The following is a 14072-nucleotide window of genomic DNA, read 5'->3' on the forward strand; positions in this document are numbered from 1 at the left end:
CCTCTTCTGGACATGCGGATCGACACTCGCCTGTTTCGAAGGTGTTCTGGCCCAGCCACCTGCACCTTCGCGATGGGGCCAGCTGGCCTGCCCAATCTGCCGACTCCGCGCCCCGGAGCACGGCGGCAGGCCGACCACGCCGTAGGGGCGTCCACGCACCGAGGAGCGGCAGTATGGTTCGGCCTGGGCAGCCGCTTGCCTCGCCCAGGCAAGCTGGCGATACCGCATCCGGATCCATCGATGACTGCAGGGCGAAGAGAATTTGGGATCCCGGCCCGGCGGGGTGGCGGCCGAAGGAACTGGCCGCCACCCCGCCTCACCGCCGTGCCATGGTGGTACGGGGTTGTCGGACCGTCAGCTACGGGTAGCCCATTGCTGGTTGCCGCCTCCGTGGCACGCCCACAGGTTGAGTTGCGTCCCGTTGGCGGTGCCGTTGCCGACGGCGTCCAGGCAGAGTCCCGACTGGACGGAGGTGATGGTCCCGTTGCTGTTCCGGTTCCACTGCTGGTTCGCGCCGCCGTTGCAGTCCCAGATCTGGACGACGGTGCCGTTGCTGGTGCCCGATCCGCTGGCGTCCAGGCACTTGTTGCCGTAGACGGTCAGGGTTCGGTTGGCGGTGTGGGTCCAGCGCTGGTTGCTGTTGCCGTGGCAGTCCCACAGCTGCACCCGGGCGCCGTTGCTCGTGCTGGAGTTGGCGACGTCGATGCAACGGCTCGACTGGCCGCCCGCGATCATCACGTTCGCCTGGCCGGCCGGCGGCGTGGTCGGCGGCGTGGTGGTCGGCGGCGGGGTCGACCCGAACTGGGTGAAGAACCGCCACACCTCAGGCTTGACCCAGCTTCGCGCGCCGCTCTCACAGCCGGCACATCCGTCCACCGGACCCTGCTGGTGGCCGCCATCGAACGGGGCCCAGGCCACCGGGTAGCCGGCCCGACACGAGTAGGTGGTGATGATGTGGGTCAGGCTGCCCCGCGCGGGCTCGGGGGCGTTCTGCGCAGCGCAACCGTTGTTTCTGAGCCACCTGTCGCGTAGTGACCGGCCGCTTTGAATGTTGTCGTTGATGCCGTGAATTCCCAGGTACGCCACGGGCTGGGTCCCACCGCTGCAACCACTGATCTCGCCAGGGGCGGCGATGGCCGCGACCGCGCGGAACACCGTCGGCCGGGAACACGCCAACGAGTAGCTCATCGCGCCGCCGTAGCTGAACCCGACCGAGAAGCGTTGCGTGGTGTCGACGCAGAGCGCGTTCTCGATCACGCGGATCATGTCGTCGGTGAAGGTGACGTCCTCGCCGTTGGTGTTGGCCCAGCCGTTGTTGATGCCCTGGGGGGCGACGAAGATCGTGGTGTTGTTTGACTGCGACAGCATGCCGTAGTAGGCCCAGGCGTAGCCGTCGGTTCCGCCCGAGGCGACGGCACTCGCGGTGCCACCCAGCCAGTGGTACCCAAAGGCCAGCCGGTGCGGGTAGGTGTTGTCGTAGCTGTCGGGGAGCCGAAGGATGAAGCTGCGGCTCTTGCCGCCGCTCTGGATGGTGTGGGTGCCGCTGTTCAGTCCCGGGGCCCTACCGCAGCCGGCAGTGGTGGCCGCCGAGGCCGGTGGGGCGTCGGTGAGGACGTACGCGCCCACGGTGACCAGGACCAGGGCGGCCAGGATCGCCCCTATCCAGGGCGCCGAGCGTTTGCGAGGTGACACAGAGTCGACTCCTTACGGGGAAGCTGCCGTCCGGCTCGGGTGTCAAGCCAGCGACCGCTACTTGAGCCACACCCGGCTGGACGTGAAGGCGTCACCGAAGCGCCGACGTCAGCACGGACGGCGGTCGAAGCGGCGGCCGCAGACGTCGACCGGCCCGGTGTCATCTCAGCCCTCCGGACGGGACGCGGGCAGGTATATATCGATGCCCATATTGGTATGACGTACGACGTCCGTCAAGTCCCTGCTGCTGTGGGCCATCAACCAGCAACGCATCGCTTACGGCCAGACCGTCACCGTCGGCCCACCCAAGACCGCCGCCAGCCGCCGCACCATCGCCCTGGACCACACCACCGCCGCCATCCTGCGCCACCACCACCGACAGCTCACCGAGCAAGCAGACCACGGAGCAGGCTGGACGAACTCCGGCTACGTCTTCACACAAGCGGACGGGCAGCCGCTACACCCGGACTACCTGACCCGCCGCTTCCGCCGCCTCGTGACCGACTCCGCTCTCCCGCCCGTCCGCCCGCACGACCTACGCCACGGCGCAGTCACCCTCGCCCACAAGCGCAGGCGCTGACCTCGAAGCCGTTCAGGAGCAGCTCGCTGCCGGAAACCTATGGGCCGGTGGACTTCAACAACCCGCGGCAGCTGGCGTTGCTGGACCTGCTCGGCGTGCACTCCCAGCGGGAGGTGTCCCGAGCCCGGCATCGTACGACCGCGGCCATGCGAGCTCAGGCAGAGTTGCAGGGCCGACATCTCGGCGGCCGGCCACCCTACGGCTACCGGCTCACCGACGCCGGCCCTCATCCGAACCGCGCCCACGCCGCCTGGGGACGGCGCCTGCACCGCTTGGAGCCCGACCCTGCCACCGCACCCCACGTCCGGTGGATCTTCGAGCAGCGACGTGCCGGCCGGAGCGTGGCCAGCATCGCCCGCGCCCTCAACGACAACGGCGTCCCGTGCCCGTCCGGCGCTGACCCAGCGCGTAACCCCCACCGCAGCGGCCGCCAATGGATGCTCACCACAGTCGCGGCGATCCTGGCCAACCCCCGCTACACCGGGCGGCAGGTCTGGAACCGTCAACGTACCGACCGTGATGCCCTCCTTGAACAGAAAAGACGACGCTCATCTTCGTGCCACCAACCATGCACCAGGTCGTTGGCCACAGCACGTCAATCTTGAAACAAGATGGAGGGTCTTTGGCGGTGCTGAACGGCTTCAACACCGTCGGCGTGTCCATGACTGACGACCACTGGGAGTCCTGCCCTCGCACGCTTCGCCGCGCGTGAGTGGCCTCGGCCTCTCTTGGATCCAGCAGGAGAAGCCGCAGGAAAGGACCGAGGCAGATTCGGACGTGGCTGGACCAGCGCAGCAGCACGCCTTAGGCGGTGCCGCTGCCAGGCGCCGCCTCGCGTTGTTCAGCTGCCCGTCAGCGCGTTGCGCAGATGCCGTACGGCGTAGTGGGCGCGCGATTTGACGGTGCCGGCAGGAATGTCGAGCAGGGTGGCCACCTCGTCGACGGGAAGTCCTTTGACGTACAGCTGCAGCAGTACCGACCGGTGTGCATCGCCGAGTTCGCCGATGGCGCGTCGCAGGGTGAGCGCGGCGATCGCCGTGTCTGCCGTGGCGTGGGCCGAGGGAGGCAGGTCCAACTCGGCGAGGTCGACCTCGACAGGCCGCCGCTGCCGTTTGCGGTACGTGTCGACTGCGAGGTGTCGGGCGACTGTGAACAGCCAGCGCCGCTGCGGCTCCCCGCCTGCGGGGAGCCGCTCCCGGCTGCGCCAGGCCCTCAGCATTGTCTCCTGTAGCAGATCCTCGGCGGTGCAGGGAGAGCCCGGTGGCGTCAGCCGCCGGAGGTATTGCAACAGCGCGCCGCCGTTGTCGCGGTGGAGTTCCCGCATGTGGGCGTCGACGGCGGTGGTTGTCGGCATCGTATTTCCCCTCGTTGTCCAGCGCGGTGCCGAGAGCGTACGGGGCCGCCGGTAAATTCCTACTCTATTGCCAGTTAATTAGCGCTCAATCAGTCGTCCAGAAGCTCTGCCGATCGGGCCGAAAGGGCGTCACGCAGCCCAGCCCGTGCCGAGACGCCGAGCTTCGGGAAAATTCGATAAAGGTGGGCGCCGACCGTGCGGTGCGAAATGTAGAGGCGCTCGGCGATCTGTTTGTTGGTCAGGCCGCTGGCGGCCAGGCCGGCGATCTCGAGCTCCTGGCCGGTGAGGCCCGTGGCCGGTTGCTCGGCGACGACAGGCTGATAGCCGGTGGCCCGCAGCTCCGCGGTGGCGCGGACCAGCCACGGGTCGGCGCCCATCGCGGCGAAGCCGCTGCGTGCGGCGAGCAGATGGGTGCGGGCGGCCGAGAGGTTCCGTCGGCGGCGCAGCTTCTCGGCGAAGGCGAGCCGGATCCGCGACGCCTCGAACAGCCAGCGCTCGGAGGCTGGGTCGTCCAGGGTCTGCTCGAGCCGTGTGCCGGCGTCGTCGCTGTCGAGCACGAGCGCGTCGACGCCGTGCTGAAGCAGCCTCATCCGGGAGGACAGGGCGGCCACGTCTGCCTTCCGCATGGCGTCGGCGTGCGCCCGGGCCTCGGCCACACGTCCGGTGCGCAACGCGGCTTCGACCAGGTCGAACATCAACCACGTGCAGTTCGGCACGTTCGCGGCGAGGACTCCGGCGGGACTGGACGCGGCAGCGTGCCGGTAGGCCGACTCGAAATCGCCCGTCGCGGCGGCGGCCAGCGCACGCGGGTGGTGGGCGATGTCCGCCGCTCCGGCGACCCCGCGCGGCAGCGCCCAGTGGGTGATCTCGTCGGCCAGCTCGTACGCTTCGTCGGACCGGCCGCGGCCGGCCGCGACGATCGCCCTGGTGTAGAGGAAGTACCAACCCAGGAAGGTGAGGCCGCTGTCGCCGCAGGCCTGCTGCGCTTCGACGGCCAGGGCTTCGGACTCGTCCCACCGGCCGGTGAGGAAGCCGTCCAGGCAGAGATGCATCATCGCGGACAACTGCCGCCGCGGCGCCCCTCCTTCACGCCCCTGCCGCACGAGCCGCCACGAGTACTCGCGGTTCTCGCCCAGCCGGTCGAGATAGATCGAGGCGGTGCCGATCCGCATGACCCGGGTCAGGTCCGCCTCCTCGGGCAACGTGGTGATCAGCGCCTGGAGGTCGGGCAGCGCCGCGGCGCCGGTGCGTACCGGATCGGGGAAGGTCCTGCTCATCACCGACAGGAGGTCGCCGGGGCCCGGCCGGAGCATGCCCAGGAGCCGGTGGAAGGTGGCCCAATGATTGGGACTGCCGGCGTACCAGGACAGCAACAGCAGCGTGTGCATGGCCTCGTCGAGTGCGGGGTCGTCCGCGCGCCAGCCGTGCGCGCCCGTCTCGATCGCACCGGCGAGAAGGCGGTGGGCGGTGTGCACGTCACCGTCACCATTGATCATCAAGAGGGCCGCAGCGCCGGCCGCGTGCAGGGTGCCGGCCGCGTCGACGCTCATCTCCCGGGACCGGGCGAGCAGGGTGGTGGCGTCCCCCGAGCCGCCGGCCTCCGCGCCGATGTACGCCGCCTCCGCGAGCCGTCGTGCGGCATCCTCCCGGGTGCCGCTGAGGTCCGCCGCGCGCATCAGGGCAGCGATGGCGGCCAGGGCGTCACCACGTTGCAGGACTCGGTGGGACGCGCGCTCGAGTTCTGCCGCGACCGCCTCGTCCGGCCCGGCGGTGGCCGCGGCGAGATGCCAGCTACGACGTTCCAGATCGCCCGGCAGGGCCTCGGCGATGCCCAGGTGCGCCCGGCGGCGCTCCTCGTGCGTGGACATCGCGACGATCGTCGACTGGATGAGGGGGTGCCGGAAGGTGAGGCGACCGGTCGTGTCGTCGACCCGTACCAGTTGGGCTCGTTCGGCCGGTGCCAGCGCGGTGAGGTCGGTCATGCCGCGCAGGGTGCGCACGTCGCCGCTGCCTTCGAACGCGGCGAGCAGCAGCAGCAGGCGGGTGGGGTCGGGCAGGCCGGCGATGCGGTGGGCGAAGCTGGCCTGCAACCGGTCGCTGAGGGGCACCACGTCCGAGACGTTCGCGGGACACGTGGGACCGGCCAGGGTGGCCGGCAGTTCGACCAGGGCCAGGGGGTTGCCCTGGGCGAGGTCGAGCAGGCGTTGCCGGGCGCGCGCCGTCATGGTGGGGAAGCGGACATCCACCAGTTGGGCCGACGCCTCGGTGCTCAGGGGCTCGACGGTGACCCCGGTGAGGCCGCGGTGGTCGAGGAAGCTCTCGGTGCCGGTTCTCCGGGCGGCGATGACCCCGACGGGTGATCTCGGAACCCGTCGGGCGATGAAGCCGAGCACCACCGCGCTGGACCGGTCGGCCCACTGCACGTCATCCACGATCAGCAGCACGGGCGCCTTCCTGGCCACGGTGGTGAGCAGGGACAGGGCGGCGTTGCAGACCAGCAGTGCCGCGGGTGCCGGGCCGGGGCCGAAGCCGAGCGCCACGGTGAGCGCGTCGCGCAGCGCCGGAGGCAGCCGCTGTATCTCGCCGTACAGCGGCAGTAACAGTTGGTTGAGCAACGAGTAACTGACGTCCGCCTCGAACTCGGAACCGGACCCGCGCAACACCCGAAAGTCGGCGGCCTCGGCCATGTCCGCTGCGGCGGCGAGCAGCGCCGACTTGCCGACACCGGGTTCGCCACGGACCATCCGCACGTTCCCGTCGTGCCGCACGGATTCGAGGAAACGACCGATACGCGCCAGTTCCACGTCGCGTCCGACCAGCAGTTCGCGGGATGCCGTCACACCTGGCACTACGCGTTCGGACCGCGCGGGTTCAGCTGCCCCGCCGGACGGACTCTAAGCTGGGAGCCGTGATCGTCGACCGCTCGCCATGCTGACGGCGCCCGGCACACCGGGCGAGGGTCCGCCGGTACGCTTCGCCGTGCTGGGCCCGGTGCAGGTGTGGCGTGACGGAGAGGAACTCGATCCGGGTCCGCGCCAGCAGCGGCTGATCCTGGCGCTGCTCCTGGCGCGGGCCGGCCGCCCGGTCGGCATCACGGATTTCGTCACGCTGTTGTGGGATGAGCGGCCGCCCCGCAGCGCCGTGAACATCGTGCACCTGCACCTGGGCAGCCTCCGGCGACTGTTCGAACCCGGCCTGCGGCCCCGCGCGTCCGGTCGGTGGCTGGTGGGCGACCCGGCCGGCTACCGCATGATGGTCGACGCGTCCGGGCTGGACCTGCTGCGGTTCCGCGACCTGGTACGACGGGCGCGCACGACCGACGACCCCGCCGAGGCGTTGGCGGCCTACGTCCGGGCGCTGGAACTGTCGCGCGGGCCGTGCGCCGGCGCACCGGATCTGATCAGCCGTCCGGTCGTCGATTTCGAGGCGGTGGACAACGAGTACGCCGACCTGGTGGGCGAGGCCACGGATCTGGCACTGCGCGCAGCAACTGCACGTGTGGTGCTGCCCATGCTGCGGCGTGTCGCCACGCAGCGTCCGCTGGACGAGGCCGTGCAGGCCAGACTGTTGCTGGCACTGTCCGCGACCGGGCAACAGGCCGAGGCGGTAGCCCGGTACCAGGAACTCCGCGGCCGGCTCTCCGGTGACCTCGGGATCGATCCGGGCCGGGAGCTCCAGGAGGCCTACCGGCAGGTGCTGCGACGCGGCGCTCCGGGCAGCACCGGGCCGCCGGCGGATCCGCTACGCGACGAGGGCCCGACGGCGGGCGGCCCCCTCGTCGTGGCGGCCCAGCTTCCGCCCGACCTGCCCCACTTCGCCGGCCGGCAGGCGAGCCTGCGCCGGGTAGGTGCGCTTCTCCACGGCCGCGCCACCGCCGGTGCCCTGCGGATCGTGGTCATCGAGGGCATCCCCGGTGTCGGAAAGACCACCCTGGCGACCCACCTCGCCTACCGGGTGGCCGACGAGTTCCCCGACGGCCAGCTCTACGCCGACCTCAGGGGCCTGGACCCGGACGCCGCGTTGGCACCGGGAGACGTGCTGCAGGCGTTTCTGCACGCGCTGGGCGTTCGTGGCCCGGACATCCCGGTGAACGACCTGGCCCGGTCCGGGCTCTACCGCAGTGTCCTGGCGGGGCGCCGGGTGCTCATCGTTCTGGACAACGCCCGCGACGCCGAACAGGTCCGGCCGCTGCTCCCCGGTGCCCCGGGAAGCCTCGTCCTGGTCACGAGCCGGTACAGCCTGGCCGGTCTCGCCGCGACACACGGGGCTGACGTGTTCACGCTCGACGTTCTGCCGAACGACGAGGCACGTGACCTGCTGGTCTCACGCCTCGGGCCCGTACGTGCTCCGGCGGACCGGCAGGCGTTGGACGACATCGTCGGCCTGTGTGGAGGCCTTCCGCTGGCCCTCGCCGTGGTGGCGGCCCGGGCCCTAACCCGCCCCGGCTGTGGGCTGCCGGCCGTGGCCCGTGAGCTGCACGACACCCGGGGCAGCCTCGACGGGTTCGGCGTCGACGATCCGGACACCGACCTGCGCGCCATCTTCTCCTGGTCCTACCGTGGGCTCACTGCTTCGGCGGCCCGCCTCTTCCGGCTGCTGGCACTGCATCCGGGACCGGACGTCACGCTCCCGGCCGCGGCGAGCCTGGGCGGCCTGCCCGCGCGCACCGCCCGCAGCGTGTTCGGCGAGCTGGTGCGCAGCAGGCTGGTCACGGAACGCCAGCCCGGTCGCTACGGTTCCCACGACCTCATCGCCGCGTACGCGCGGGAGCTGTTACTCGACACCGACACCGCCGCGGAGCGGGACGCGGCCGTGGACCGGTTGCTCGGGTACTACCGGCAGGCCGCCTACGCGGCCAATCGTCACATCAACCCCGAGATCGACGCGGATCCGCCCGCGATCCACGACGGGGTCGTCGTCGAGAGCCCGGACACCGACAGGGCGGCCGCCGACTGGTTCGCCGCCGAACGCGAGGTGCTCAAGGCCGTCATGCGTCAGGCGAACGACAGCGGCCGGGTGTACGACGCCTGGCAGCTGGAGCTCACGGTGCAGGGGTACTACCAGCGGGCCGGCTGGTGGCAGGAGTGGGCGACCGTCGTAGGCGAGTGCCTGGACGCCGCCGTCGACGCCGGCGACTCGGCCGGAGCGGCGGAGATGCTGCGCAGTCTGGCCGGTGCCCGTTTCTACCTCGGCGACAGCACGTCCGCACTGGCCCTGCTCGAACGTTCCCTCGTGATCTTCACCGAGCTGGGCAACGCGTCCAGGGAAGCGCTGACGCTGCGCAACATCGGCGAGGTGAGCTTCGCGGTCGGCGATTACGACCGCTCTGTCGCCTGCCATCACCGGGCGCTGCGCATCGCGGAGTCGCTCGGGGAGCAGATGACGCAACTGGATGTGCTCTGCCGTCTCGCCGACACCCAGTACGAACTGGGCGAGCGTACGTCCAGTTTCGAGACCATCGGGCGTGCTCTCGCCATGAGCGAGCAGCTCAACCACGATGGCCGGCGCAGCGAGTGCCATCTCCGGCGGGCCAACCTGTATCTCCGCGAGCGACGGTACGCCGAGTCGATGGCGGACTGGACCGCAGCCGACGAGCTGGCCACCGCCATCAACCATCATGTGCGCATGGTCCGGGCGAAGCTGGGCCGGGGGGACACCGCCTATGCGATGGGCGACCGGTCCGCCGCGCGGACGGCCTGGCTGGCGGCTCTCGCCGTGGGCAACGACGCGGACCCGGACCAGGAGGCCGGGATCCGGCGTCGCCTGGCGAAGCTGGGCCACCGCGCCGACGACGCGCGGGCGTAGCGGGACGGGCGGCTGCCGGCCCATCTGTCGAATGACCTAACCGGGACGTCCGCCGGCCTCGATCGCCCCGTGCTCCGTCGTGGTGTGGCGATGGCCGGCGCCGAACCCGACAAACAAGGTTATCCGGATATTCAGGCCAGCTTCTGCCCCGAGCGGCGCGACCGACCGCGCCTGACCGCAGGCGAATGACTGATTCGGTGCGCCGTGCGGGAGGCGACTCTGGGTCCACCGGCAGCCCGCCGTCAGATCGCACCGAACATCGAAAGCAGCGCTCACATGAAACCCACAGTCGTCCTGGTCCATGGGGCCTTCGCGGAGTCCGCCATCTGGAACGGCGTCATCCGCCGGCTTCAGGCCACCGGTCACCGCACCGTCGCGGCCGGAAATCCGCTGCGCGGTCCGACCGCGGACGCCGCCGCCGTGTCCAGCCTGCTCGGCACGATAGCGGGTCCGATCGTGCTGGTCGGTCACTCGTACGGCGGTGCCGTCGTCTCCGGTGCCGCCGTCGGCAACGACAACGTCAAGGCCCTCGTCTACGTCGCCGCACTGGCGCCGGACCGGGGCGAGACAGTGCCGGACCTGACCGGCAGGTTCCCCGGTGCCGCCCTCAGCCCCCACCTCTACGAGGTGCCGCTGGCCGACGGCACCACCGACCTCTACGTCCGGCCGGACTGCTACCACGAGTTCTTCGCCGCCGACCTGCCCTTCGACCAGGCCGATCTCGCCGTGGCGACCCAGCGGCCGTTGAACAGCAACGCACTCGCCGAAGCGTTTGGCGAGCCGGCCTGGAAGACGGTCCCGTCCTGGTTCGTCTTTCCGGAGCAGGACCTGACCATCCCGCGGGGAACGTTCCGCTTCATGGCCGGGCGTGCCAACGCGCGCGAGTCGGTCGAGGTGGCCGGCGCGTCCCACGCCCTGCCGGCGTCGCAGCCGCAGGCGGTTGCCGACGTCATCCTCCGCGCCGCGGCCGCGGTCTGACGCCGCGCCAGCCTGCGAAGCGACGACGCCCGTCGCCACCCGACCTGCCCCCGACGGACGACCCGATGCGGTCGGGCCGTTGCGAAATCGAAAGGACGATCCCATGAACCTCCCCTTCCCCCGGATGTCGAGGCCGCTGCTCGGCGGTGCAGCCGCCGTCGCGGGTGTCCTGACCGCCGCGCTCGTCGCCGGATCCGCGCACGCGGTGCCGGGACACCGCCCGTGGGCCAAGCCCACGGTGGTGCTGGTGCACGGCGCGTTCGCCGACTCGTCGAGCTGGAACGCCGTGGTCAGGGACCTCAAGCGGGACGGCTATCCGGTGGTCGCCGCGGCGAACCCGTTGCGGGGGCTGCACTCGGACGCCGAGTACGTGCGCAGCGTGCTGGACAGCGTCCAGGGGCCGGTCGTGCTGGCCGGTCACTCCTACGGCGGCTCGGTGATCAGCGAGGCCGCCGACGGGGACCGGGATGTCAGGGCGCTCGTCTACATCGCCAGCTTCGCCCCGGACCGGGGGGAGAGCACCTCGGGGCTGGCCGCGAAGTATCCGGGCGGGCAGCTGGGTCCGGCGCTGGCGAGCGTGCCGGTGACCATTGCGGGCACCGGGGCGGGCACGGACCTCTACATCGAGCAGGACCAGTTCCGCCGGGTGTTCGCCGCCGACGTACCGCGGCAGGTGACCGATCTGATGGCCGCCACACAGCGGCCGATCACGAGCGCGGCGCTCGACGAGCCGGCCACGAGGACGGCGTGGAGGTCGATCCGCTCGTGGTTCCTGGTGACCCGGCAGGACCTGGCGATCCCGGCCGAGTCGATGCGGTTCATGGCCAGGCGGGCCAAGTCCCGCACCGTCGAGATCGACGCCTCGCACGCCGTGACGGTCTCCGAGCCGGAGGCGGTGGCGGATCTCATCGACGAGGCCGCCCGCGCCACCACCCGCTGACCGGCCCCATCAGCCGCCCCGGCATGCCGGCTTCCTCGGCCGCCGTTCAGGCCGGGGCGGCATCAACAGACTCACGACAGTTCCCGGTGGACGCAGGAGGGTGGGGATCGTGTCCGTCAACCATGACGACGAGACGCCGCTGTGGTTCGGTGTGCTCGGGCCCGTACGGGTCTGGCGTCGGGGCGTACCGGTGGATCTCGGACCCCGCCAGCAACGGCTGATCCTCGGTCTGCTGCTGGTCAACGCCGGACAGCCCGTCGGGGTCGGCGAGATCCTCGAGGTGGTGTGGGGCCGGCAGCCACCGCAGAGCGCCGTGAACGTCGTGCACCGGTACGTGGGTGCGCTACGACGTCTGTTCGAGCCCGGCCTTGCGGCGAGATCCGCCGGACGGTGGCTGCGGGGCGACGCCGGCGGGTACCGGATGCAGGTCCACCCCGACAACCTGGACCTGCTGAGACTACGCGCGCTGGCTGGACGGGCCCGGTCGGCCGAGGGCGCCGGCCGGTTCGTGGAGGCCGCGTCGGCCCACGAGGAGGCCCTCGGGCTGTGGCGTGGCCCGTGTGGCGGGGCCGCGCAGCTCGGCGCGAACGACCACCTGGCGTTCGGCGCCGTGGACCACGAGTGCGCCGACCTGGCCCGCGAGGCCACCAGATTGGCGTTGCGCCTGGACCGGGCCCGATCCGTCCTGCCCGTGCTGCGGCGCGTGGCGGAGCACCGCCCGTGGGACGAGGCACTGCAGGCCCAGCTGCTGCTCGCGTTGTCCGCCGGTGGCCAGCAGGCCGAGGCGATCGCGCTGTTCCACAGCGTCCGTCACCGGCTCGCCGACGAACTGGGGGTGGATCCGGGCGGGGAGTTCCGCGGGGCCTACCAGCAGGTGCTGCGGCGGGACACGGCCGGATCCGTGGCGACGGGAAGCGGGAGTTGGTCCATCTGAACGAGGACGACGAGGCCAGGAATGCGGCGCTCCGCCGGGCCAGCGCGAGGGCTGGCGGCTCGACCGGGCGACGGGGGCGCGGGCGTGCCTGCGGGGCGGTCGGCACCGCCGGGCCCGCGCCGCGTGGGCGGCCGTACCCGGCCGAACAGGGCTGATCACCAGGGCCTACATGCACTGCACAGCACCGACGGTGGCCGTCGGGGCACCGAGGACTCCGCCCGGAACCGACCGGCGCGGCAACGAAGGGAAGAAAGCCATGAGCACCATTGATCGAGAGATCCGCAACGTCGTACTCGTGCACGGCGCGTTCGCCGATGGTTCGGGCTGGCGCGGCGTGTACGACAACCTGACATCCCGGGGATACCGGGTCACCATCGTCCAGAACCCGCTCACCTCGCTCGAGGACGATGTCGCGGCGACCGTGCGGGTGCTCGACCGACAGGACGGTCCGACGATTCTCGTCGGTCACTCCTGGGGCGGCACGGTCATCACCGAGGCGGGAGTGCACCCGAACGTCGCCGGGCTGGTCTACGTGTCGGCACTGGTGCCCGACGCCGGCGAGACCTCCGCCCAGCAGTACGAGGGTTTCGCCCCGACTCCGGAATTCGTCATCGACGTCGTGCAGGGATACGGCTACCTCAACCCCGACACGTTCAGGGCCGGGTTCGCGGCGGACGCCAGCGACGCCGACGCCGCGTTCCTGCGTGACTCGCAGGTGCCCGTCAACATGGCGGTGTTCTCGGCGGTGGTGACGAACGCCGCCTGGCGTGACAAGCCGAGTTGGGCCGTCATCGCCACCGAGGACAAGGCGTTCGACCAGGCGATGCTGCAGCACATGGCCAAGCGGATCAACGCGGAGGTCACCAACGTGTCGGCCAGTCACGCACTGTTCGCGACCCAGCCCGGTGTCGTCTCCGACGTGATCGTCACCGCCGCGCGCAGCGCACCCGCCGGCGTTCGCTGACCCCGAGCACCACTGATCCGGGGCCGGCTCACCCCGGTGAGCCGGCCCCGAGCCCTGCGGAGGATGACCACATGTCCACCCTGTTCCAGGTGGCTCTCTGGATCGAACTGCTCGCCGCAGGGCTGGGCGGTCTTCAGGGCGCGCTGTTCGCGGCGGGAGAGCGGCGGCACCGCATCGACGTGTTCGGTGTCGTCGTCATCGGACTCGCCGTGTCGCTCGGGGGGAGCCTGCTTCGCGACATGGTGCTCAATCAGCCGCCCGTCGTGGTTTGGAGGAACTGGTACCTGCCGGTGGCCGGCGCCTCGGCGGTCCTGGGCATGCTGCTGCAACCGGTGATCGTCCGGGTGGCTTGGCTGATCACCGGGTTGGACGCGGTGGTGATGGGAGTGTTCGGCGCGATCGCGGCCTCGAAGGCGTTGTCGGTCGGCGTCGGCGGAGCCGGGGCGCTGGTCGTGGGGGTCATCGGAGCCATCGGCGGCGGGATCCTGCGCGACGTGATCCTGGGACTGACGATCTCCATCCTCCAGGTCGGCACCCTCTACGCCGTCGCCGCCGGGGCCGGCACCGGGACGCTCGTCCTGCTGACCGCATCCGGCACGCCGACCCTGATCGCGGGGCTCGCCTGCGTCGTCGTGACGACGTCCGTACGGCTGTCCGCCGTTCGCTTCGGCTGGACCTTCCCCGAACAGCGTGCGCTAGGCCCCCGACGCCCGAATACCGGTCCCGACGGCGTCGGTCGCAGCAGGCAGCGGCACCGCCGTCACCGCGCGGGACGGTCGGCCAACCGGTCGGGCGCGTCCTTCGGCGGTAGCGTGGATGGGTGAG

10 protein-coding genes are annotated in these 14072 nt (G+C 71.0%); 7 read left to right on the plus strand and 3 right to left on the minus strand.

The features are described from left to right. Window positions 1–354 precede the first annotated feature (354 nt). A complete protein-coding gene (locus AB0K25_RS20485) occupies window positions 355–1692 on the minus strand; it encodes a ricin-type beta-trefoil lectin domain protein (protein ID WP_363821964.1) in 1338 nt (445 codons plus the stop codon). Window positions 1693–2418: 726 nt separating this feature from the next. On the opposite strand from AB0K25_RS20485, the gene AB0K25_RS20490 reads away from it, so the two are divergent. Continuing rightward, window positions 2419–2877: a recombinase family protein gene (locus AB0K25_RS20490; protein WP_363822109.1), complete on the plus strand. Its 459-nt coding sequence runs from the start codon at window positions 2419–2421 to the stop codon at window positions 2875–2877. A gap of 236 nt (window positions 2878–3113) precedes the next feature. Here AB0K25_RS20490 and AB0K25_RS20495 read toward each other — a convergent pair whose 3' ends face one another. Next, window positions 3114–3626, minus strand: a complete 513-nt coding sequence (locus tag AB0K25_RS20495; RefSeq protein WP_363821966.1) for a sigma-70 family RNA polymerase sigma factor — start codon at window positions 3624–3626, stop codon at window positions 3114–3116. A gap of 89 nt (window positions 3627–3715) precedes the next feature. Further along, the gene (locus AB0K25_RS20500) at window positions 3716–6466 is read right to left on the minus strand and encodes an AAA family ATPase (protein ID WP_363821969.1); all 2751 of its coding nucleotides are present in this window, start codon (window positions 6464–6466) and stop codon (window positions 3716–3718) included. Window positions 6467–6554: 88 nt separating this feature from the next. Between AB0K25_RS20500 and AB0K25_RS20505 the strand changes: the two genes are divergently transcribed. From AB0K25_RS20505 to AB0K25_RS20530, 6 genes are all read left to right on the plus strand, one after another. Then, window positions 6555–9431 (plus strand): BTAD domain-containing putative transcriptional regulator, encoded by a 2877-nt coding sequence (locus tag AB0K25_RS20505; RefSeq protein WP_363821972.1) that lies wholly within the window; start codon window positions 6555–6557, stop codon window positions 9429–9431. Between the two features lie 276 nt (window positions 9432–9707). Continuing rightward, the gene (locus AB0K25_RS20510) at window positions 9708–10409 is read left to right on the plus strand and encodes an alpha/beta hydrolase (protein WP_363821974.1); all 702 of its coding nucleotides are present in this window, start codon (window positions 9708–9710) and stop codon (window positions 10407–10409) included. A gap of 103 nt (window positions 10410–10512) precedes the next feature. Continuing rightward, window positions 10513–11349, plus strand: a complete 837-nt coding sequence (locus tag AB0K25_RS20515; protein WP_363821977.1) for an alpha/beta hydrolase — start codon at window positions 10513–10515, stop codon at window positions 11347–11349. Window positions 11350–11458: 109 nt separating this feature from the next. Beyond that, window positions 11459–12283, plus strand: a complete 825-nt coding sequence (locus tag AB0K25_RS20520) for a BTAD domain-containing putative transcriptional regulator (RefSeq protein WP_363821980.1) — start codon at window positions 11459–11461, stop codon at window positions 12281–12283. A gap of 256 nt (window positions 12284–12539) precedes the next feature. After that, window positions 12540–13247, plus strand: coding sequence for an alpha/beta hydrolase (locus AB0K25_RS20525; RefSeq protein WP_363821982.1), 708 nt, complete (start codon window positions 12540–12542; stop codon window positions 13245–13247). Window positions 13248–13318: 71 nt separating this feature from the next. Then, window positions 13319–14071: a TRIC cation channel family protein gene (locus tag AB0K25_RS20530; protein ID WP_363821985.1), complete on the plus strand. Its 753-nt coding sequence runs from the start codon at window positions 13319–13321 to the stop codon at window positions 14069–14071. The last annotated feature ends 1 nt before the right edge of the window (window position 14072 follow it).

Source organism: Micromonospora sp. NPDC049257 (assembly GCF_040678915.1).
In the GTDB taxonomy this organism is placed as follows: Bacteria; Actinomycetota; Actinomycetes; order Mycobacteriales; family Micromonosporaceae; genus Micromonospora; species Micromonospora antibiotica.